This window comes from Micromonospora sp. R77 (assembly GCF_022747945.1).
Lineage (GTDB): Bacteria > Actinomycetota > Actinomycetes > Mycobacteriales > Micromonosporaceae > Micromonospora.
In genome coordinates this window covers 196609-218280 of the sequence record NZ_JALDST010000001.1, presented here as the reverse complement: position 1 = coordinate 218280, position 21672 = coordinate 196609, and the positions used below count along the sequence as shown (strand labels likewise).

Annotated in this window: 16 protein-coding genes and 3 pseudogenes; 10 read left to right on the top strand and 9 right to left on the bottom strand. The window is 74.9% G+C overall.

Features of this window, described 5'->3' with window-relative positions:
- Positions 1–184: 184 nt before the first annotated feature.
- The 3 genes from MRQ36_RS01085 to MRQ36_RS01075 form a co-directional block, all read right to left on the bottom strand.
- The gene (locus MRQ36_RS01085) at positions 185–1765 is read right to left on the bottom strand and encodes an MFS transporter (RefSeq protein WP_242791610.1); all 1581 of its coding nucleotides are present in this window, start codon (positions 1763–1765) and stop codon (positions 185–187) included.
- Positions 1766–1943: 178 nt separating this feature from the next.
- Positions 1944–3539 (bottom strand): 4-hydroxyphenylacetate 3-hydroxylase N-terminal domain-containing protein, encoded by a 1596-nt coding sequence (locus MRQ36_RS01080; RefSeq protein ID WP_242791608.1) that lies wholly within the window; start codon positions 3537–3539, stop codon positions 1944–1946.
- Between the two features lie 179 nt (positions 3540–3718).
- Entirely contained in the window at positions 3719–5095 is a 1377-nt protein-coding gene (locus tag MRQ36_RS01075; RefSeq protein WP_242791604.1) for a condensation domain-containing protein, read from the bottom strand.
- 380 nt (positions 5096–5475) lie between these two features.
- Here MRQ36_RS01075 and MRQ36_RS01070 point away from each other — a divergent pair, with 380 nt between their 5' ends.
- From MRQ36_RS01070 to MRQ36_RS01030, 10 genes and pseudogenes are all read left to right on the top strand, one after another.
- A complete protein-coding gene (locus MRQ36_RS01070) occupies positions 5476–6714 on the top strand; it encodes an acyl-CoA dehydrogenase family protein (RefSeq protein WP_242791602.1) in 1239 nt (412 codons plus the stop codon).
- Between the two features lie 49 nt (positions 6715–6763).
- Complete coding sequence (locus MRQ36_RS01065) at positions 6764–8152, top strand: FAD-binding oxidoreductase (RefSeq protein ID WP_242791599.1); 1389 nt, start codon at positions 6764–6766, stop codon at positions 8150–8152.
- Between the two features lie 126 nt (positions 8153–8278).
- Complete coding sequence (locus MRQ36_RS01060) at positions 8279–10018, top strand: non-ribosomal peptide synthetase (RefSeq protein WP_242791596.1); 1740 nt, start codon at positions 8279–8281, stop codon at positions 10016–10018.
- A 30-nt stretch (positions 10019–10048) separates the two neighbouring features.
- Positions 10049–10264 carry an MbtH family protein gene (locus tag MRQ36_RS01055; RefSeq protein WP_278187396.1) on the top strand — a complete coding sequence of 72 codons (216 nt, stop codon included), beginning with the start codon at positions 10049–10051 and terminating at the stop codon, positions 10262–10264.
- Between the two features lie 39 nt (positions 10265–10303).
- Positions 10304–11380, top strand: a pseudogene (gene pdhA / locus MRQ36_RS01050) (pyruvate dehydrogenase (acetyl-transferring) E1 component subunit alpha); the annotation flags it as partial.
- A gap of 81 nt (positions 11381–11461) precedes the next feature.
- Positions 11462–12436 (top strand): annotated as a pseudogene (locus tag MRQ36_RS01045) (alpha-ketoacid dehydrogenase subunit beta); the annotation flags it as partial.
- A gap of 2 nt (positions 12437–12438) precedes the next feature.
- Positions 12439–12924 (top strand): biotin/lipoyl-containing protein, encoded by a 486-nt coding sequence (locus MRQ36_RS33745; protein ID WP_308194763.1) that lies wholly within the window; start codon positions 12439–12441, stop codon positions 12922–12924.
- Positions 12861–13685 carry a dihydrolipoamide acetyltransferase family protein gene (locus MRQ36_RS01040; protein WP_308194762.1) on the top strand — a complete coding sequence of 275 codons (825 nt, stop codon included), beginning with the start codon at positions 12861–12863 and terminating at the stop codon, positions 13683–13685. The genes MRQ36_RS33745 and MRQ36_RS01040 overlap by 64 nt, the downstream gene beginning before the upstream one ends.
- 178 nt (positions 13686–13863) lie before the next feature.
- Entirely contained in the window at positions 13864–14535 is a 672-nt protein-coding gene (locus tag MRQ36_RS01035) for a hypothetical protein (RefSeq protein WP_242791590.1), read from the top strand.
- Positions 14536–14659: 124 nt separating this feature from the next.
- On the top strand, positions 14660–16003 hold the full coding sequence (locus tag MRQ36_RS01030; protein WP_242791589.1) for an extracellular solute-binding protein: 1344 nt from the start codon (positions 14660–14662) through the stop codon (positions 16001–16003).
- Positions 16004–16122: 119 nt separating this feature from the next.
- Here MRQ36_RS01030 and aroH read toward each other — a convergent pair whose 3' ends face one another.
- From aroH to MRQ36_RS34270, 6 genes and pseudogenes are all read right to left on the bottom strand, one after another.
- Positions 16123–16539, bottom strand: coding sequence for a chorismate mutase (gene aroH, locus MRQ36_RS01025; RefSeq protein WP_242791588.1), 417 nt, complete (start codon positions 16537–16539; stop codon positions 16123–16125).
- Positions 16540–16628: 89 nt separating this feature from the next.
- Positions 16629–17426: a TIGR03084 family metal-binding protein gene (locus tag MRQ36_RS01020; RefSeq protein ID WP_242791587.1), complete on the bottom strand. Its 798-nt coding sequence runs from the start codon at positions 17424–17426 to the stop codon at positions 16629–16631.
- A gap of 76 nt (positions 17427–17502) precedes the next feature.
- Positions 17503–18684, bottom strand: a complete 1182-nt coding sequence (locus tag MRQ36_RS01015; RefSeq protein WP_242791586.1) for an acyl-CoA dehydrogenase family protein — start codon at positions 18682–18684, stop codon at positions 17503–17505.
- A gap of 209 nt (positions 18685–18893) precedes the next feature.
- Positions 18894–19331: a hypothetical protein gene (locus MRQ36_RS01010; protein WP_242791584.1), complete on the bottom strand. Its 438-nt coding sequence runs from the start codon at positions 19329–19331 to the stop codon at positions 18894–18896.
- Positions 19240–20556: a DHA2 family efflux MFS transporter permease subunit gene (locus tag MRQ36_RS01005; RefSeq protein WP_242791583.1), complete on the bottom strand. Its 1317-nt coding sequence runs from the start codon at positions 20554–20556 to the stop codon at positions 19240–19242. Before MRQ36_RS01005 ends, MRQ36_RS01010 begins: the two co-directional genes overlap by 92 nt.
- Before the next feature lie 31 nt (positions 20557–20587).
- Positions 20588–21649 (bottom strand): annotated as a pseudogene (locus MRQ36_RS34270) (carboxymuconolactone decarboxylase family protein); the annotation flags it as partial.
- Positions 21650–21672 lie beyond the last annotated feature (23 nt).

The following is a 21672-nucleotide window of genomic DNA, read 5'->3' as shown; positions in this document are numbered from 1 at the left end:
AGATTGCGCACCTTGCACGCCGTGCGTTCGCCGTCCCGTCGCAATCCCACGGCCGCTCCGACGGCGCCCGTCGGCGGGTACGACGAAGGGGCCGGTGGGTACGCGATGCGTACCCACCGGCCCCGCTGACCGGCGTCCGGCTGCCTGGGGGGGTCAGCGGCGGACGCCGGACGTCCCGGTCGGCTCAGGCGGTCGCCGGTGCCTCCGTCGGCGTCTGCTCGGCCGCCGCGGCCTCCCGGTCCCGCTGCCGCATGGTGACGGCGGTCAGGATGGTGAACACCACGAAGATGACGACGCCGATGGTCGCCGCCACGTTGAGGCCGCTGGTGAACGCCTCCCGGGCGGCGTCGAGCAGCTGCCCGGCGGGCCCGGCCGGCAGCTTGTCGGCGACGGCCGTCGCACCGGCGATCGTCTCCCGGGCGACCGCCGAGTCCTCCGCCGACAGTCCGGCGGGGACGGCGTCCGCCATCTGGTTGCGGTAGATGGCGGCGCCGACCGTGCCCAGCACGGCCATGCCGAGGGTGCCGCCGAGGTTGAGGCTGGTCTCGGACATCGCCGCGGCGGAACCGGCGCGCTCCGGCGGCACCGAACCCATGATCAGGCCGGTGCCGAGGGCGACCAGCGGCCCGTCGCCCAGGAAGATGAAGACGATGCCGACCACCACCAGGAACAGGCCGCCGGTCGCGTCGACCTGGGTCATCAGCACGAAGCCGAGGGTGGACAGGACCAGGCCCGCGGAGATGACCGTGCCCTGCCTAATCCGCCGCACCAGCAGGGGCGCCAGCATCGTGCCGGCCGCGATGGAGATGCCCATCGGGGCCAGCGACAGGCCGGACTGGCCGGGCGTCAGGCCCGCGACGCTCTGCACGTACTGGCTGCTGAGCAGGCCGAGACCGGCCATCGCCGCGCCGTTGAACAGCATCGTGCACAGCAGCACGGTGAAGGACCGGTTCCGGAACAGGCTCAGGTCCAGCAGCGGCGCGTCCAGCCGGCGCTGCCGCTGCACGAAGACGACCGCGAAGATCAGGCCGACGACGAGCGCGGTGGTCGGCACGACCGGGTCGGCGCCCGAGTGCACCGCCAGCTCCTTCATGCCGTAGATGATCGGCAGGATGGCGGCCAGCGAGACCGCGACGCTGACCAGGTCGAGGCGGCCACTGCCGGGGCTGCGGTATTCCGGCAGGAGGGCCCGCCCGACGAGCAGCAGCACCAGCATCACCGGGACGCCGAGCAGGAACACCGAACCCCACCAGAAGTGCTCCAGCAGCAGGCCGCCGACCACCGGGCCGAGCGCGGAGCCGACGAACTGGCAGGTGGCCCAGGAGGCGATGGCGAAGCCGCGCTGCTTGGCGTCGGCGAACATGTTCATGATCAGGGCGAGCGTCGACGGCATGAGCGTCGCGCCGGCGACACCCATCGCGGCCCGGGCGAAGATGAGCATCTCGGCGCTGGTCGAGTAGGCCGCGACCACCGACGCGGCGGTGAACGCGGTCGCGCCCACCATCAGCAGCAGCCGCCGACCGATCCGGTCCCCGAGCGTGCCCATGGTGATCAGCCAACCGGCGAGCATGAAGCCGTACACGTCGGTGATCCACAGCTGCTGCGTGCCGGAGACCTCCAGGTCGGCGCTGAGCTTGGGCAACGCCAGGATAAGGACGCCGTTGTCGATGGCCACCAGCAGCGTGGGCAGGGCCAGTGCGGCCAACCCCAACCACTGTCGGCGGCCTGCCCGCTGGCCCACGGCCGTCAGGGTCGCATCGTGCATGGGACTTCCTTCCTCATTCCCGGGACTGTCTCGCAGGGCGCGTCCGGGCGTGTGGGCGCCAGCGGTACGTCGGCATCTTGTGGACGCTGTCCACAAGATGCCGAGAATCGTACGCCATGGATGGTGCGTTCGGTGCCGATGCCGTCACCCGGTGCGTCGCACCCGGACAGCAGGTCCGTCATGCCCCGCCCCCGCGCGCCCGGTGGGCGCGGACGTCGTCGAGCGGCGCCAGGTCGGGCACCGTCCAACCGTCCAGGTCGTACTCGTCCAGACAGGACTCGACGAACGCCCGGTAGCCGTCGAGCTGACCGTCGGCGGCCTGGCTGAGCAGCAGCTCCACCCGGGTGTTCTCGTGATTGCCGGCGTAGTTGCGCTCGTACAGCTCGTGCCGGCCGGCGAACTCGGTGCCCACCGCGTCCCAGAGCAGCTTCATCACCTTCACCCGGCCCACCGAGTCGGTGCCGTTCGAGCCGCGCAGGTAGCGGTCCAGGTAGGGGCGGACATCGGGGTTGCGGAAGTCCTCCGCCGCCGAGTTGACATAGATCAGACCGCTCGCCACGTCCTGCTGGATGATCTCCCGCACCCGGGGGTAGCCGATCTGCATGAACCAGCGGTACGCCAGGCCGTACTGCGGGTTCGGCAGGACCGCGCCGTGGTGCCACGGCACCGGGTTGCGGGCGGCGGCGTCGGAGAGCGCCCAGAACAGGTTGCGCCACGCCAGCACCTCGCCCAGCCGGGCCTGCACCCCCCGGAAGTCCTGGGTGCCGGTGATCTCCAGGGCCTTGGCCAGCAGGCCGGCGATGAACTCCAGCTTGACCGCCAGCCGGGTGCAGCCGTGGAAGGTGAACCGCTCGACGAACCCGGACCGGCCGGCGAAGGTCTGCACCTTGCCGATGTCGCCGTAGACGAAGACGTTCTCCCACGGGATGAGGACCTTGTCCAGCACCAGGATGGTGTCGTTCTCGTCCAGCCGGGACGACAGCGGATAGTCGAACGGGCTGCCCATCGCCGCCGCGGCGGCCCCGTACGACGGCCGGCAGATCAGCTTCACCCCGGGCGAGTCCATCGGCACCGTCGCCACCAGGGCGAACTCCCGCTTCTTGATCGGCAGCCCGTAGTGGGCGATGAAGTTGTAGTGGCTCAGCGCCGACCCGGTGGCGACCACCTTCGCCCCGCTGACCACCACCCCGGCGTCGGTCTCCCGCTCCACGTGGATGAACACGTCGGCGATCTCGTCCACCGGGCGGTTCCGGTCCACCGGCGGGTGCACGATGGCGTGGTTCCAGAACAGCACCTTCTCCTGCGACTCCCGGTACCACCGGCGGGCGTTGTCGGCGAACGGGTCGTAGAAGTCGGCGTTCGCGCCCAGCGTGCCCAGGAACGACGCCTTGTAGTCGGGGCTGCGCCCCATCCACCCGTAGGTCATCCGGGCCCACCCGGCGATCGCCCGCTGCGCGCCCACCAGGTCCTCCGCGCTGTGCGGGGTGGTGAAGAAGCGGTGCGTCCAGCCGTCGCTGCCGGTGTCCGTGGGCCCGGTCAGCTCGGCGCGCCGCTGCGGATCGTGCAGCGCGTCGTACAGCCGGGCGGTCATCCGCACCGGATTGCGGAACGCCGGGTGGGTGGTGACGTCGGCGACCCGGTCGCCGTACAGGTAGATCTCCCGGGCGTCGCGGATGCTCTCCACGTACTCGTCACCGGTCAGCGGGCGGGTGGACCGGCGGTCGCCCGACTCGGGGCCGGGGGCCGTCGGGCGCGCCTGCGCGGCCTGGGTCATCGGGTACCTCCTGCCTCGTGCTCCGCTCGCGTGCCGGCGCCCACCGGCACCGGGGCCGGGCGGGTGAGGTACGTCGGGGGCGCGGCTGTCGTCCGCCGAGCGGCAGCGGCGAGTGGAGCCTGTGTCCTCATCCTGGCAGTCGCCCGGGTCCGAGCGGATCTTCTGGATTGCGGCGTCCGTCAGGCCAGCCGCAGCGGCGCGTCCGCGGCCGGCACGACCTCGGCCAGCACCTCGCGGTAGCCGCGCACCATCGCCGCGACGGTCCGCTCGTCGTAGAGGTTGCTGTTGTACTGCACGCTGCCCACGATGTCGCCGACCGGGTCGAGGTTGAGCGTCCACAGTGCCCCGTTCGGCACGTCGGAGCCGACCGGCTGGGACACCAGCCGCCGACGCATCTCGGTCCAGACCAGGTCGCCGACCCGCTCGTCGTCCAGCACGAACGGGAACGGGAAGACCTGGAACACGCAGGCTGCCGCGTCGTCGCGCAGCACCGGCAGCATCAGCTCGGGAGCCTCCGCGGCGATCTGCGGGAACGGCAGGTCGTGGCCGTACCCGTCCAGGCAGGACCGGCGCACCCGGGCCACCACGTCGAGGAACGTCCGGCAGTCCGCCAGCCGGGTCCGCAGCGGCAGCAGGTTGAAGAACGGACCCACGGTGTACGTGAACCGCTCGTCCGCGCGGCCCGGCGAGAACGTCGGCACCACCACGTCGGTGTCCCCGGTCATCCGGTTCGCCAGCAGCGTGAACGCCGCCAGCAGCACCATGAACGGGGTGCTGCGGCTGGCCCGCGCCACCTGCAACGCCGGGGCGACCAGCTCGGCGCCGATCAGGAACCGGTGCACCGCGGTGGACTCCGGCAGACCCGCCGACTTCGGGCGGTCCGCCGGCACCGCGAAGATCCGCGCGTCGCGCAGCTCCGCCCGCCAGTAGTCGCGGGCCGGCCCGGCCGACTCCGCCGGCAGCGACCGCTGCCACTGCGCGTACTCCCGGTAGGGGCTGGCCGGCGGCAGCTCGTGGCCGGGGTGGCCGCGCCGGGCCGCGTACCGGCCGGCCAGGTCCCGGGCCAGCACGCGGACCGACCAGCCGTCGGTCGCGGTGTGGTGCACGACGAGGATCAGCAGCGCGTCGTCGGCGTCGAAGGTGACCAGCAGCGCCCGTAGCAGGGGCAGCCGGCCGACCGGCAGCTCGCCCGCCTCGACCTCGTTGAGCAGCTCCTCCACCCGCCGCTCCCGGGCGTCCGCGGTCAGGCCGGGCTCGTCGCGGACGGCCAGGTCGGGCAGGACCGCCGGGAACACCTCCTGGGTCTGCTGCGGGCCGTGCCGGATGATCCGGGTACGCAGGGTCTCGTGCCGGACCACCAGGTCGCCGAGCGCCAGCCGCAGGGTGGGCCCGTCCACCCGCCCGCGCAGCCGCCAGCCGTGCACGATGTGGTTGTGCGGCCCGAACGGGCCCTCCTCGTCGCCGCGGTCGAACCCGCAGAGGAACTCCTGGTTGTACGACAACGGGATGCCGCTGAGCAGGGGACCATCCGTGGTCACGGTCGGCGCGGTGTCCATGCTGACGGGCTCCTTCGCATCTGCCGGCCCGTGCTCCCCGGGCCTGACTGGGGCCGGCGGGCGCTCCTCCCGCCGGCGTACCGCCTGAAGGCGGCGGACGGCCCGGCCCGACGACCCGGGGGCGCGCGGCCCGGCCCGGTCGTCGTGACCGCGACCGACGCTACCGGCCCGCTCCGGACGGCCCTTCTTCCAGCGTGCGCAGGGGACGGGCGGGGCCGCCCTGGTGGTCCGGCGGGGTGGCAGACCGCAACCCGGAAGGTGACCGTCCGGCGGGGCCGGTGTGACGCTGGCCGGGCCGCGGACCGGCGGCACGTCGACCACCGGCGGGCACCCGCCGCCGGGCGCGGCGACGAGGAGCGACGGTGAAGGAGCGTGCTGCCATGGCGGTCGTCACGGAGCAGGCCGGGCCGGCGCCCGGCTCGTCGCCGGAACCCGTCCCGACCCCCGCCGAGCTGCTGGCCCGGGCCCGGGAACTGGCCCCGCTGCTGGTCCGGCGGCAGGCGGAGACCGAGCAGCGCACCTACTACGCCCCCGACGTGCACGAGGCGTTCCGCGAGGCCGGCTTCTACCGGATGCTGGTGCCGCGCCGCTACGGCGGCTACGAGACCGACATCGGCACCTTCCTCGCGGTGGTCACCGAGCTGACCCGGGCCTGCCCGTCGACCGGCTGGATGTACTGCCTCGGCGCCACCCACGCGGTCGCCGTGGCGACCCTCTTCGGCGAGGCGGCGCAGGCGCGGTTCTTCGCCGACGGGGACTTCGTCTGTCCGGCCACCATCGTGCCGTCCGGCACCGCCCACCGCCGGCCGGACGGCCGCTGGACGGTCACCGGCACCTGGAACTACTGCTCCGGGGCGCCCTACGCGACGCACTTCCTGGGGCACGCGCTGGCCGAGCCGGACGACGGCGGGCCGCCCCGGCCGGTGCTCTTCGTGGCCCCGCGCGACCAGTGGCGGCGGCTCGACGACTGGGGCGGCCAGCTCGGGCTGCGCGGCAGCGGCTCGCACAGCATCACCGTGGACGCCGACCTGCCCGCCGAGTTCGTCCTGCCCGACACCCACCTCAGCGAGGTCGACGTCACCCTCGGCACGCCCGGCCGGGCGTTGCACGGCAACCCGCAGTACGGCGGTGGGCCGATCAGCTTCATGGTGCTGGAGGTCGCCGCCCTCTCGGTCGGCATGGCGTACGGCGCCCTGGACGTCTACGCGGAACTGATGCGCTCCCGGCGCACCGTCTTCCCGCCGGTCGTCGGCCGGACCGAGGACCCCGACTACCAACTCTGGTACGGCGAGGCCACCGGCATGATCGCGACCGCGGAGGCGGCGCTGCGCGACGCGGTCCGCCAGTGGCACGAGCTCTGCGCCGCCGGCCCGGAGGCGTTCACCCGGGAGCAGGACCTGCGGCTGGCCACCATCTGCCGGCAGGTGATCCGGCTGTGCTGGCAGGCGGTCGAGCGGCACCTGTTCCCGACCGCCGGGTCCAGCGCCGTACGGCACGGCGAGCGCCTGGAACGGATCTGGCGCGACATGTCGATGCTGCACACCCACGCGGGCTTCGCCGTCTTCCTGCCCACCCGGGCCACCCGCGAGTACACCCGCGCCCACTTCGCGGTGGGCTGACCCCCCGCGCCGCCGGCCACCCGGCGCGCCGGAACCCCTGGAGGCTGTGGTGACCAATGTCGGTGAGGTGGACGGCCTGACCCTGTTCCCGGCGGACGCCGGGTACCAGGCCGCCGTCGAGGTGTTCAACCTGGCGGCCCCGGTACGCCCGGCCGCCGCCGTGACGGCCCGTACGGTCGGGCAGGTCCGCGCCGCGGTCCTGGACGCCCGCCGGCGCGGCTGGCCGGTCCGGGTGCACTCGACGGGGCACGGCAGCGCCGCCGCGCGTCCCGTCGACGGCGGGCTGCTGATCCGTACCCGGATCGCCGGTGAGGTGCGGATCGACCCGGCGACCGGCGTGGCCCGGATCCCGGCCGGCACCCGGTGGGGTGAGGTGGCCCGCGCCGCCGCCGCCCACGGCCTCGCCGCGCCGCACGGCTCCTCGCCCACCGTCGGCGCGGTCGGCTACCTGCTGCGCGGCGGGGTGAGCAGCTACGGCCGGCAGGTCGGCCTGGCCGCCAACAGCGTCCGCGCGGTGGAGCTGGTGACCGCCGACGGCGAGTTCCGTCGGGTGGACGTCGACCACGACCCGGAGCTGTTCCGGGCCCTGCGGGGCGGGGGCGGTGGCTTCGGCGTGGTCACCGCGGTGGAGCTGGCGCTCTTCCCGGTGGCCGCCGTGGTCACCGGCGCGGCCTTCTGGTCTGCCGACCACGCGGCCGGGCTGCTGGCCGCCTGGCGGCGCTGGACCCGGGACGCGCCGCACCGGGCGACGACCTCGCTGCGGGTGATGAACCTGCCGGCGATCGACGGGGTGATCCCACCGGCGCTGTCGGCCGGCCCGGTGGTCTGCGTCGACGGCGCGGTGCTCGCCGGCACCGACGACGACCTGCCGGCCGCCCGGCGCGCGGCGGACGACCTGCTCGGTCCGCTGCGGGCGGTGGCACCCCCCATCCAGGACAGCTGGGCCACCGGCGGGCCGCTGGCCGTGCTGGAGGCCCACCTGGACCCGGCCGATCCGGTGCCGCTGGTCGGCGACCACCTGCTCCTGCGCGAGCTGGACGAGGCGGGGGAGGCGGCGTTCCTGACGGCGGTCGGACCGGGCTCCGGCTCGCCGCTGATCAACGCCGAGCTCCGCCAGCTCGGTGGCGCCCTCGCGGTGCCCGGCCCCGGCGGCGGCGTCCTCGACCACCTGCCCGCCCGCTACGCGTACGTCAGCGGTGGCATGCCGTTCGGTCCGGTCACCGCGGCGGACATCCGCCGGCACTGCGCGTCGGTACGCCGGGCGCTCACCCCCTGGGACACCGGGCGGACCGCGCCCACCTTCGTGGAGACCGTGGACCAGCCGCAGGGACACCTCGACGCCGCCGGGGTGGCGGCGGTGGACCGGGTCCGGGCGCGGGTCGACCCGGACGGCCTGTTCCGCCACGACGTCGCCCCGCACACGTCGGCGCTGCGCTGACCGGTGGCCGCGACCCGTGACGGCAATTCGAGAGATGTTTCCCGGTGGGTCAGGTGGCACGCTTTCTGCAAGCGGAGAAATTGAATTCCAACCAGTGCGGAAACTGTCGGGGAAAAGAGGGGCCTGATGCGATTCACCTCCATTCAGGAACGTTTCGCCGCGCAGGTGGAACGGACTCCGGACGCGATTGCCGTCGTCGACGGGCAGCGCCGGCTCAGCTATCGGGACCTCGACGCCGAGACCGCCCGCCTGGCCGCCCGGCTGGTGGCCCACGGCGTACGGCCGCAGGAGCCGGTGGCGGTGCTGCTGGAACGCTCCGCCGACGTGGTGGTCGCCTTCCTGGCGGTGCTCAGGGCCGGCGCCTGCTACCTGCCGCTGCACCAGGCCGGCCCCGACGAACGGATCCGGCGGATCCTCGACCGGTCCGGGGCGGCACTGGCGCTCACCCACGCCGCCACCGGCGACCGTTCGCTGCCCGACGGGGTCGTCGCGCTGCGCGTCGACGGCGCCACCGGTCCCGACGGCCCGCCCCCGGCGGCCGGCACGCACCCCGACGACGTGGCGTACGTGATGTACACCTCCGGCTCCACCGGGCAGCCCAAGGGCGTCGCGGTGACCCACCGGGGCGTGCTGCGGCTGGTGGCCGACCCGTGCTGGGACACCGGGCGGCACAGCTGCGTGCCGATGCTCGCCCCGCACGCGTTCAGCGTCTCCACGTACGAGCTGTGGGTGCCGTTGCTGCGCGGCGGGCGGGTCGTGGTGGCCCCGCCGGGGGTGCCCGACGCGCCGACGCTGCGCCGGCTGGTCCGCGACGAGGAGGTCACCGGGCTGCACCTGACCGCCGGGCTGTTCCGGGTCCTCGCCGAGGAGGACCCGACCTGCCTGGCCGGGGTGCGCGAGGTGCTCACCGGCGGCGACGTGGTCTCGGCCGGCGCGGTGCGCAAGGTGCTCCGACACTGCCCCGACCTCACCGTGCGGGCCATGTACGGCCAGACCGAGGCCACCCTGTTCACCGTGCACGCGCCGATGACGGCCGTCGACCCGCCGGCCGACGTGGTGCCGATGGGCCGCCCGCTGCACGGGGTGGGGCACCGGGTGCTGGACGAGCGGCTGCGGCCGGTGCCGGACGGCACGGTCGGCGAGCTCTACCTCACCGGCGAGCGGCTGGCCCGCGGCTACGTCGACGAGCCGGAGCTGACCGCGGCGAGCTTCGTCGCCGACCCGGACGGCCTGCCCGGCCGGCGGATGTACCGCACCGGTGACCTGGTCCGGCGGGACACCGACGGGCTGCTGCACTTCTGCGGCCGGGCCAACGACCAGGTCAAGGTCCGGGGCTTCCGGGTCGAACTGGCCGAGGTGGAGGCGGCCCTGGAGGCGGACCCGTCGGTGGCGCACGCCGCGGTCGTCGCCGTGCCGGTGCCCACCGGCGACCGGCGCCTGGTCGGGTACGTGGTGCCGGCCGCCGGGCCGGTGGACGTCGCCGCGCTGACCGCCCACGTCGGCCGGCTGCTGCCCGACTACATGACCCCCTCGGTCGTCGTCCCGCTGGACCGGCTCCCGCTCACCGGCAACGGCAAGGTCGACCGCCGGGCGCTGCCGGTGCCGGAACTCGGCCCCCAGGACGGCGGCCGGGCCCCGGAGACCGAACGGGAGCGGGCGCTCTGCGAGATCTTCGCGGACGTGCTGGGCATGCCGCGGGTCGGGCCGGACGACAGCTTCTTCGACCTGGGCGGGCAGTCGCTGCAGGCGATGCGGCTGGTCAGCCGGATCCGCGCGGTGCTCGGCCGGGAGGTCCCGATCAGCCTGGTCTTCGACGCCGCCACCCCCGCCGCGCTGGCCCGGTGGCTGGACCCGGTCGCGGCCTGACCCCTTGCGAACCACAGCCGGGAGAGCGTGATGACCAACCCCTTCGACGTTCCCGACGCCGTCTTCTCCGTGCTGGTCAACGAGCAGGGCCAGCACTCGCTCTGGCCGTACCCGATCGACGTCCCGACCGGGTGGACGACCGTGCACGGTCCGACCGACCGGGCGGCCTGCGACGCGTACGTCCGCTCGCACCGGGTCGATCCGCGGCCCGGCGGCCCGCGCCGGGACCGCGCCCACCCGGCCTGAACCCGGCGCCGGCCGGTTCCCCCTGACGAGGAGTGGCACGTGACCATCGACTACCCGCCCGCGACACCGCCGGGTGCCCAGACCGCGCCCGATCCGGACCTCGTCCAGTTGCTCACCCCCGACGGAGACCGGGTGGAGCATCCGGACTACCGCCTCGACGTGTCCACCGAGGAACTGCGCGGCCTCTACCGGGACCTGCTGCTGGTGCGCCGGCTCGACGCCGAGGCGCTCGCGCTGGCCCGGCAGGGCGAACTGGGCGCCTGGCCGTCCCTGCTCGGGCAGGAGGCCGCGCAGGTCGGCTCGGCGCGGGCCCTCACCGCCCCGGACATGGTCTTCCCGACCTACCGGGACCACGGCGTGGCCTGGTGCCGGGGCGTGCCGCCCGCCGACGTGCTCGCCTCCTTCCGCGGCGTCGCACACTCCGGCTGGGACCCCGCCGACCACCGGCTGCACCCGTACGCCATCGTCATCGGCAGCCACACGCTGCACGCCACCGGCTACGCCATGGGCATCCAGCGCGACGGTGTCGAGGAGGCGGCCATCGTCTACTTCGGTGACGGCGCCACCAGCGAGGGCGACGTCAACGAGGCGTTCGTCTGGTCGGCGGCGCAGAACGCGCCGATCGTGTTCTTCTGCCAGAACAACCAGTGGGCGATCTCCGTGCCGACCGAGAAGCAGTCCCGGGTGCCGCTGTACCGGCGGGCCGCCGGCTTCGGCTTCCCCGGCGTCCGGGTGGACGGCAACGACGTGCTGGCCTGCCTGGCGGTGACCCGGGCGGCGATGGAGAACGCCCGGTCCGGGCAGGGGCCCACCCTGATCGAGGCGGTCACCTACCGGATGGGCCCGCACACCACCACCGACGACCCCACCCGCTACCGCGAGCAGGCGGAGCTGGAACGGTGGCGGCTGCGCGACCCGATCAGCCGGGTCCGCGCCCACCTGGTCCGGACCGGTGCCGCCGACCCGGCGTTCCTCGCCACCGTCGACGCCGAGGTCGACGAGGCGGGCGCGGAGCTGCGCCGGCGCTGCCTCGGCCTGGCCGAGCCCGCCCCGGAGGTCATCTGGTCGCACGTCTACGCCGCCGCGCACCGGCAACTGGCCGACGAGGCGCGGGCCCACCGGCCCGACCGGGCACCGCGCGCCGTCGTCACCGAGCCGCCGCCCGCCGCACCGCCGACCGGTCCCGCCACCGCCCGGCCCGCCGCCCGCACCTGGGCGCTCTCCCGGGCCATCAACGAGGGCCTGCGCAAGGCGATGGAGCAGGACCCGGCGGTGCTGGTGATGGGCGAGGACGTCGGGCGGCTCGGCGGCGTCTTCCGGGTCACCGACGGCCTGCAGAAGGACTTCGGCGAGAGCCGGGTGCTGGACACCCCGCTGGCCGAGTCCGGCATCGTGGGCACCGCCATCGGGCTGGCCCTGCGCGGCTACCGGCCGGTCTGCGAGATCCAGTTCGACGGGTTCGTCTTCCCCGCGTTCAACCAGATCACCACCCAGCTGGCCCGGCTGCGGGCCCGCACCGCCGGCCGGCTGGAGCTGCCGGTCGTGGTACGGGTGCCGTTCGGCGGCGGGGTGGGCGCACCCGAGCACCACAGCGAGTCGCCGGAGGCGTACTTCACCCACACGGCCGGGCTGCGGGTGGTCACCTGCGCCAGCCCCGCCGACGCGTACACCCTGATCCAGCAGGCCATCGCCTGCCCGGACCCGGTCATCTTCTTCGAGCCCAAGCGCCGCTACTGGGACCGGGGACCGGTCGAGGTCGACCCGGGCCGGGCGCTGCCGTTCGACCGGGCGGCCGTGGTCCGCCCCGGGCACGACGTGACGGTGCTGACGTACGGGCCGATGGTGAAGACCTGCCTGGAGGCGGCGGAGGTGGCCGAGGCGTCGCTGGAGGTCGTCGACCTCCGCTCGCTCAACCCGCTGGACGAGGAGACCGTGCTGGCGTCGGTGCGCCGTACCGGGCGCTGCCTGGTGGTGCACGAGGCGCCGGTGTTCAGCGGCTTCGGCGCCGAGCTGGCCGCCCGGGTCGCCGAACGCTGCTTCTACCACCTGGAGGCCCCGGTGGAACGGGTCGGTGCCTACTCCGCGCCGTACCCGCCGTCACGGGCCGAGAGCGACTACCTGCCCGGCGTCGACCGCATCCTGGCGGCGGTGGACCGGACGACCGCGGAGTGACGATGGACGAGCTGCGGCACTTCAACCTGCCCGACGTCGGTGAGGGCCTGACCGAGGCGGAGATCCTGACCTGGCACGTCCGCCCGGGGGACCCGGTCACGGTCAACCAGGTCGTGGTGGAGATCGAGACGGCGAAGGCGGCCGTCGAGCTGCCCAGCCCGTTCGCGGGCCGGGTCGCCGAACTGCTGGTGGCCGAGGGCGCCACGGTGCCGGTCGGCACGCCGCTGATCGCGGTCACCGTGGACCGGCCGCAGGAGCAGCCGGTGGAGGCTCCCGCCGACGTACCGGCGGAACTCGTCGGCGCGGTGCCGCACCGGGCGCCGGCGCTGGTCGGGTACGGCTCCACGCCCGGCGTCGGGGCGCGCCCAGGGGGGAGCGGCGCCAGCACCGGTCCCGGCCACCGGCCGGGCCGGGCGACGCCCCGGTGGCGGCCACGCCGCCGGCCCGGCGACTGGCCCGCGACCTCGGCGTCGACCTCGCCGCGGTGACCGGCAGCGGACCGGACGGCGCGATCACCCGCGACGACATCCGGCGCGCCGCCGGCCGCGCCGCGCCCGTCCGCATCCCGGTGCGGGGGGTACGCCGGTCGACCGCCGAGGCGATGGTCCGCTCGGTGTCCACGGTGCCGCAGGTGACCACCTGGGTGCAGGCCGACGTCACCGCGACGGTCGACGCGGTGGCCCGGCTGCGCGAGCTGCCCGACTTCCGCGAACTGCGGGTCACACCGCTGCTGCTGGTGGCGCGGGCGCTGCTGCTCGCCGTGGAGCGACGGCCGATGATCAACGCGTGGTGGGACGGGCCGGCCCAGGAGATCGTGCTGCGTGACCACGTCCACCTCGGCATCGCCGTGGCGACCGCCCGTGGCCTGCTCGTGCCGAAGGTCAAGGACGCCCACGCGCTGCGGCTGCCGGCGCTGGCGGCGGCGATCGAGACGCAGGTGGACACGGCGCGGGCCGGCCGGTCCCGGCCCACCGACCTCACCGACGGCACCATCACGATCACCAACACCGGGGTGTTCGGGGTGGACGGCGGCACCCCGATCCTCAACCCGGGGGAGTCGGCGATCCTCGCGGTCGGCCAGGTCCGCGACATGCCCTGGGTGCACGAGGGCGCGCTGGCGGTCCGCAAGGTGACCACCCTGGCGCTCTCCTTCGACCACCGGGTGGTCGACGGCGACCTCGCGGCGGGGGTGCTGCGGGACGTCGCCGACCTGCTCACCGACCCGGTCCTGATGCTGGCCCGGTCCTGATGCCGGCCCCGCCGCGTCCCGATGCCGTCGCGGGTCCCGATGCCGGCCCGGGGCTCGCTGTCGGCCTCGGCCCCGACGTCGGTGCGGGTTCCGACGTCGGTGCGGGTCCCGCCGTCGGGGTGGGTCCGGTGTCGGCCCGGGGCTCGCTGTCGGTCGGGGCCGGGCGGGCGGTGCGTCGGTGACGGCGCGGCTGCGGGTCGAGCCACGCTACGGCGGGCCGCCCGGCGCCGGCAACGGCGGCTGGACGTGCGGCCTGGTCGCCGCGGCCCTGCCCGCCGCGCCGGCGGTGCCGGAGGTGACCCTGCGCAGCCCCGCCCCGCTGGGCGTGCCGCTGACGCTGCACCCGGACGGTACGGGGGCGGCCCTGCACGCCCCGGGCGGCCGGCTGGTCGCCACCGTGCGACCCCGGTCCGCCGGGATCCCCGCCGTCGCCCCGGCCGGCCCGCCCACCGGGTGGGTGCCCCGGCACGGGCCGCACCACCTGCCCACCTGCTTCGTCTGCGGCCCACGGCGCCCCGACGGGCTGCGGATCCGCCCGCGCCGGGCGGCCGACGGGAGCACCAGCGGGGTGGTCGTACTGCCGGCCGACGGGGTGCCCGTCCGGCTCGCCGTCTGGGCGGCGCTGGACTGCCCGGGCGGCTGGACGGTCATCGAGCCGGACCGGTCGTACCTGCTGGGTCGGCTGGCGGTCGCCGTCGACCGGCTGCCCCGACCCGGCACCGAGTGCCTCGTGGTCGGTCGGGTCGTCCGGACCGAGGGCCGCCGCGCGCTGGTGCGCAGCACCCTGTACGACGTCGACGGTGCGGTGGCCGCGCGGGCGGAGGCCACCTGGGTGTCGGTCGGGCGGTGACGGCGCACCGCACGCACAGAGATGCGACCCCGCCACGCCGCCCCGAATCATGGCGGGAGGAATTGCCGGTCTGCGGGGCGGACGGAGTTGAGGAACGGTTGTCCGCGAAAGGAGAACGACAGCGATGAGCGATCGGACCATCGTGGAGTTCTGGCTCCATTACTACAACACGCCGCATTTCCTGGACCAGACGAGGGAAATGGCGGCGAGTTTCAACGCCCGGCACCCGGAATACGAGGTCGTCATCACCGGGCACGACTTCCACGACCTGCCGCGCGTGGTCTCGGAGTCCGCCGACCGGGGCGTCACCCCGGCGGTGGCCCAGATCTACCTGACCGCCACCCAGGAGGCGCGGGACATGGTGCACCCGTCGGGTGGGCCGCTGTTCACCTCGGTGACGAAGGCGATCGCCGGCCGACGCGAGATCCTCGGCGAGCCGGTCGTGCTCGACGACATCCTGCCGCGGGTGCGGGAGTTCTACACCGTGGACGGTGATCTCGCCTCGATGCCGACCCTGGCGTCGACCGCACTGCTGTACGCCAACACCACCGTGCTCGCCGCCGCCGGGGTCACCACCGTGCCGTCCACCTGGGCGGAGGTGGAGGCGGCGTGCAAGGCGGTCGCCGCCCTGCCGGACGGTCCGGAGTACGCCATCACCTGGCCCAACCACGGGTGGATCTTCCAGCAGGCGATCGCCCAGCAGGGTGGCCTGCTCGCCGACCACGACAACGGGCGGTCCGGTCGGGCCCGTACCGTCGACCTGGCCTCGCCGGAGATGCTCGCGTTCGTCGGCTGGTGGCGCCGGCTGCACCGGGACGGCTACTTCCTCTACACCGAGGACATGGACCCGAGCACCTGCTGGGGCGGCACCTTCATGGCCTTCGCGCAGCAGCGGGCCGCGCTGACCGTCAGCTCCTCGGTGGCGGCACCGCACCTGGTGCAGGCCGGCCGGGACGGCGGCTTCGAGGTGGTGGCCGCCCGGCTGCCGCACAACGACGCGGTGCCGTACGTGGGCAACCTGATCGGCGGCGACTCGCTCTGGCTCACCGCCGGCCTGGACCCGGTGGTACGGGACGGCGCGCTCGCCTTCATGCAGTACCTCGACAACCCGCGCAACGCCGCCGACCGGCACAAGGTCTCCGGCTACCTGCCGATCACCGGCAGCGCGGTGAAGCTGCTGGAGCGGGAGGGCTGGTTCGCGCAGAACCCGCACGCCCGGGTCGGCGTCGACCAGCTCGCCGCGTCCGGCTCGTCGCCCGCCGCGCGGGGCGCCCTCTTCGGCGACTTCGGCGGCATGCAGGACGTCAACGCCCGCGCCATGCACGACGTCCTCCTGCACGACGCCGACCCCGCCACCCGCTTCACCCAGGCCACCCAGGAGGCCCAGACCCTCCTGACCGCCTACAACACCCACTGCGCACCCCCCACCGGCCCCCGCCGCAACCCCCCCTGCCTCCGCGTCTCCTGACCACCCCACCCCCACCCCACCCCCACCCCACCCCGACCCAGCGCGTTGATCATGAGGTTAGCGGCAGGAAACAGGCCGATTCCTGCCGCTAAGCCCATGATCAACGCGCTTGGGCGGGGTCAGGGGGAGGGGGTCGGGGGGTTAGGGGTGGGGAGGTCGGGGCGGAGGGTGGCGGCGCCGGCGAGGTAGACGTGGGTGAGGGCGGTGCGGGGGAGATCGGTGTGGACGTGGGCCAGCAGGCGGATGATCCGCGGTGGCGCGTCCGGGACGTCGATCTCGGTGGCGCAGAGCAGGGGCACGTCGTGCAGGCCCAGCCGGCGGGCCGCCGCCGCCGGGAACGCGCTGCGCAGGTCCGGTGTCGCGGTGAAGAGCACACTGACCAGGTCGTCGACGGTCAGCGCGTTGCGCGCCAGCACCTCGGTCAGCAGCTCCACCGTGCCGCGCCCGATGGCGTCCGGGTCGTCGCGGGGCACCTGCACGGCGCCGCGCACCGCCCGTATCGTGAAGTGCCCGGTGCTGCTGCGGGGTGCGGACACGATTCCTCCTCGTCGCGACGGCGGGCCGGCGACCGCCTTTCAGCACGGCGCCCGGCTCCGGGTGGAGCCGGGCGCCGTGGCCGGCGCGGTCAGTCGCCGGTGGTGAACTGCCCGGGGGTACGCCCCGGCCCGGCCGGTCCCCGGTAGGCCTGGGCGATGTCCAGCCACTGGTCGGCGTCCGGTCCGGTGGCCACCAGCGTCAGGTCCCGGCGGTGCCGCCGCCGGGTCACCAGGAGGCAGAAGTCCACGGCCGGGCCGCTGATCCGCTGCTCGGCGTCGGCGGGCCCGAACTCCCAGCGCCGTCCGGACGGGGCGGTCAGCGACCAGTGGAACTGCACGTCCGGGGTGGACATCCCGCGCGCCTGGTAGCCGAAGTCCCAGGTCCGCACGGCGAACCCGACGAGGTGCCCGACCCGGTCGGTGTACCGGCGGCGCACGGCCAGCGCGTCGGCGATGTCCTGACCGTGGCCGAACAGCTCCATCATCCCGGCGGCGGCGAGCACGGGCGCCGGCAGCGGGCGGACCAGCCAGGGCACCACCTCACCGGCCGGCACCGCGGCGAGCGCCTTCTCGGCGGCGGCGCGTTCGGCCCGGAATCGGTCGAGCAGCGTTTCCGGCGGTTCGGCGAGGTACGGCGCCATCGCGGCGTCGACGTTGGCGTCGAAGTCGCTGCTGAGCCGGGCGGTGACGGCCCGGAACACGTCCGGTTCGGCCGCCGCCGTCGCGGCGAGGCGGAAGGTGGCCGCGAGGTGGGCGATCTGGTGGGCGATGGTCCAGCCGGGGGCCGGGGTGGGCCGGCTCCAGTCGGCCGGGTCGAGTCCGGCGACCAGACGGTCGAGCTCCTCGCCGTCGGCGGTCAGGTCGGCGATGACGTCCTGCTGGGTCACGGTGCGGTCCTCTCGCTCGTCGGGCGGGACGGTGGCCGCGGCACGGTGGTACGGGTCTCCGCGGCCATCCGGCCCGTCACAGGTACAGGGTGTTGGGTTCCAGGCCGCAGGCGATCCGCCCGTACAGCTCGAGGTTGGTGTTGGGGTGCATGATGGCGTGCAGGTTGAGGGTCTGCACGTCCCGCTCGATGCGCTGGATCGGCACCGTGGTGTAGATCGAGGAGCCACCGCTGGCAGTGTTGAGGATGTCCACGGCCTCCTTCGTCCGCTGGCACGTGGCGCCCAGGTCGAGCCGGGTACGGGCCCGCTCCTCCAGCGTCCACGCCTCGCCCCGGGCGGCCTTGCCGTCCAGCCGGTCCGCGGCCCGGTACGCGTGGAACTCGGCCTCGTCGAGCTTGGTCGTCGCCTCCGCCACCTGCAGGTGGGTCAGCGGCGCCTCGGCCTGGCTCTCGTAGCTGGTGTAGGTGATCTTGCGGCCGGGCAGCCGCTCGAAGAAGGCGTCCCGTGCGGCCCGGCCGAGGCCGAGCGCGGTGGCCGCGATGGTGGTGCAGGCGGTCGGCATGAACGGCGCCTGGAAGACCGGCGAGGCGGCGTTGCGGACCGACCGGTGCTGACCCTGCAGGACCGGGCCCATCGGCAGCACCCGCGCCTGCGGCACGAAGAGGTCCTTCGCGACCGTGGTGACGCTGCCCGAGCCGCGCAGGCCGGCGGTGTGCCAGTCGTCGATGACCTCCAGCTCGGAGACCGGCAGCGCCACCATGATCGGCTCGTACTCGCCGTTGGGGTGGGCCAGCACCGCCGCGTTGGTGTTCCAGCTGCTCTGCTGGACGCCGCTGTTGAACGACCACCGGCCGTTGAGGACGATGCCACCGTCAGCGGGCACCCCGACGGCGGACGGGCTGAGGATGCCGCTGATCCGCACGTCGGGAACGGCGAAGATCTCGTCCTGCACCTCGTCCGGGAAGAGGCCGGCCATCCAGGTGCTGATCGCCCAGACCGACAGGGTCCAGGCCGTCGAGCCGTCGCCGCGGGCGATCTCGGCGATCACCTCGACGACGGTCCGCATGTCCGACTCGTAGCCGCCGTAGCGGGTCGGCACCCGCATCCGCAGCAGCCCGGCGTCGGTCAGCGCCTCGATCGTCCCGTCGTGCAGGCGGCGGTTCTCCTCCTGCCAGATGGCGTTCTTCTGCAGCAGGGGTGCAAGCTCCGCGGCGCGGCGGACGAGCTCCGCGGTGGGCGGCGCGTCGGTGAGGTCCACAGGATGCTCCTTGGGTCACGGTGTGGGCAGGACAGTCGGCGCGACGACCGGCCGGTGTGACACCGGTCGGCGCGGGGAACGCGGTGCGGGGAGCCGGTGCCGCCGGTGCCCGCCGATCCGCATCACGACCTTGGCACCGGGCCGGTTGCGGTCGCACCTTCCGGATTGCGGACGTGGCCGGCCCGGTGCTGGTCACCGGTGGTCGCAGGTCAGTGGGGCTCCGGTCGGTCGAGGACGGCCGTGCCGGCGGCGGACGCGCCGACCGGCTGCGGCACCTGGGCGGGTTCCCCGCCGGCGGGCCGGCGGCGCACCAGGGTGGCCAGGGCGGCGGTCACCAGCAGCACGACGGCGACCACGGTGAGGGTGGTGCGGGCCGCCGGCAGGAAGGCGTCGGCGAACGCGTCCGCCGCCGCGGTCGAGAACCGCTGCGCCGGTCCGGCGGCGAGACCGGCCGGTGGGCTCACCCCGCCGTGCTGGCCCGCGCCCAGGTTCAGCCCGTGCGCGGCGGCCCGCTCGAAGCCGCGGAGGAAGGCGGGCCGCAGCTCCGGCGGGAGGTCACCGGCCCGCGCGGCGACACTGGCGTGCAGGCCGGCGACCAGCCGGTGCTGCAGCAGGCGCGCCGGCCACCGCGGCGCCGAGCACGCCACCGACCTGACGCGCGGTGTTCAGCACCCCGGACGCGGCCCCGGCCAGCGCCGGCCGGACCGCCCGCATGGCCTCGGTGGTGGTGGGCGCGATGGCCGCCCCCATCCCGATCCCCACCAGCACCAGCGGCAGCACGAAGGTCGCCGGGGTGGCGTCCGCCGCCGGCACCGCGGCCACGGCGAACACCCCGGCCGCGTACGCGGTCAGGCCGACCACCAGCAGCCGTCGGCCGCCGAGCCGGTCGGTGAGCCGGCCCGCCACCGGGGCCACCGCGCTGAGCGTCACGGTCCACGGCAGCGCGGTGACGCCGGCCAGCAGCGGGCTCATGCCGAGCAGGGTCTGCGTCTCGATGACGAAGACCAGCAGGAAGCCGTAGAGCGCGAACGAGGTGCCCATGGTGATGACGACGGCGACGGTGAAGGTGCGGTCGGCGAAGAGCCCGGTGGGCACCAGCGGCGCGGGATGCCGGCGTTCCCAGCCGACGAACGCCAGCAGCAGCACCACGCCGGCGGCCAGGATCATCGGCACCGTCACCGGTCCGACCACCGGCCCCCAGCGCAGCCGTTCCCCCTCCACCAGCGGGTAGGCGACGCCGACCAGGCCGGCGGTGGCGAGCAGCACGCCGACCGGGTCGAACCCGGCCGGTCGGGCGGAGCGCAGGTCCGGCACCAGCCGGAGCGTCGCCACCACGCCGGCCACCCCGATCGGCAGGTTGACCAGGAAGATCCAGCGCCAGCCGAAATCGGTCAGGATCAGCCCACCCAGCGTCGGTCCGCTGACCGCCGCCAGGCCGGCGACGGCCGTGAAGATGCCGAACGCGGCCCCCCGCCGGGCGGGCGGGAAGATCGCCGAGATGAGCACCAACGCCTGCGGCAGCAGCGCGGCCGCCGCGGTGCCCTGCACGGCCCGCGCCGCGATCAGCTCCCCCGGGGTACGGGCGGCCCCGCACAGCAGCGAGGCCGCTGCGAACCCGGCGAGGCCGGCGACGAACACCCGGCGCGGCCCCAGCAGGTCACCGAGGCGGCCGGCGACGATCAGCAGGGACGCCAGCGCCAGCAGGTAGGCGTTCAGCACCCACAGGATCTCGTCGATGCCGGTGTCCAGGTCGCCCATGATCTGCGGGGCGGCCGTGTTGACGATGCTGGTGTCGAGCAGGATGAGGAAGTTGCCGAGGCAGAGCACCGCCAGCGCGGCCCACGGGTTGCGCGCCCGGACCGGTCCGGTCACCGTACGCCCCCTCGGTCAGCGGGCCGGCGGCCAGGTCCGCGCGCAGCCGCAGGCCGATCTGCCGGGCGGCGGCCATGCTGGCCCAGGCGGTCAGCCCGACCAGGGCGGCATCCTCCGGCTGGCGACGCCGGAACGCCTCGATCTCCCGCTCGGTGACCCGGTAGGAGGCGAGCGCGGTCAGCAGGGCCAGTTCGCCGGCGGCCCGGTCGCCGGGGGGCAGGTCGGCGACCGCCTCGGTGATCCGTCGCCGGTCGCCGGGGCCGGGCGGTGGGGTGGCCCGGACCAGGTGGGTGAGCACCAGGGAGCGGACCCGGACCGGCACGCTGCGTTCCCCCGCCGTGTCGATCGCCGCCGCCGCCCGCGCCACCGCGTCGGCGATGGTGGTGTTGCCGTCCGCCCAGACCAGGTCGGGCGCGGTCGGTGCGGCCGGCAGCAGCGGCAGGGACGCGCCGGGCCCGACCCGCCGTCGGGCCAGCGGCCCGAGCACCCGGCCCGCCATCCGCCGGGCGCGCGCCGCGCCGAGCCGCCGCAGCGGCGCGGGCACCGGCGAGTCCGGCAGGAAGACGTTCACCATCCGGTTGAGGTAGTGGAACGCCACCGCCACGCCGATCAGCTCGGCGGCCCGGGCCGGCGGGAACGGCGCGGCGGGCCGGTCGTCGACCCGGCCGCTGGCCCGGGCCCAGCCCGCCAGCGCCCGTTGCCGGGCGTCCGGCACCTCGTCGAGCCGGTCGGCGGCGACCACCGCGGCGGTGCGGTCCGTGCCCGCCAGCCCGGTCACCGCCGCACCGTGCACGTCCACGCAGTACGGGCAGGCGTTGCCGACCGACACCGCCGCCGCGACGAGTTCCTTGTCCGCGCGGCTGACCGGGCCCTGCGCCAGCAGCGTCTCGCGCAGCAGGGTCCAGCAGGCGGCGAGCACGTCGGGGGCGGCGGCGTGCAGCGCCACCGGGGTGGCGAGCATCCCGAAGTCCCGTTCCATCTGCTGGTAGACCGTGCGCACCACACCGGTGGCCGCGGCGGGTGGCACCGGGGCGACGTACCGGATCTGCCCCAGGGCGGCGGCGCGGGTCACCCGGGCGATCAGTTGAGCCATGGCGGTCCTCTCCTGGGCGGGCG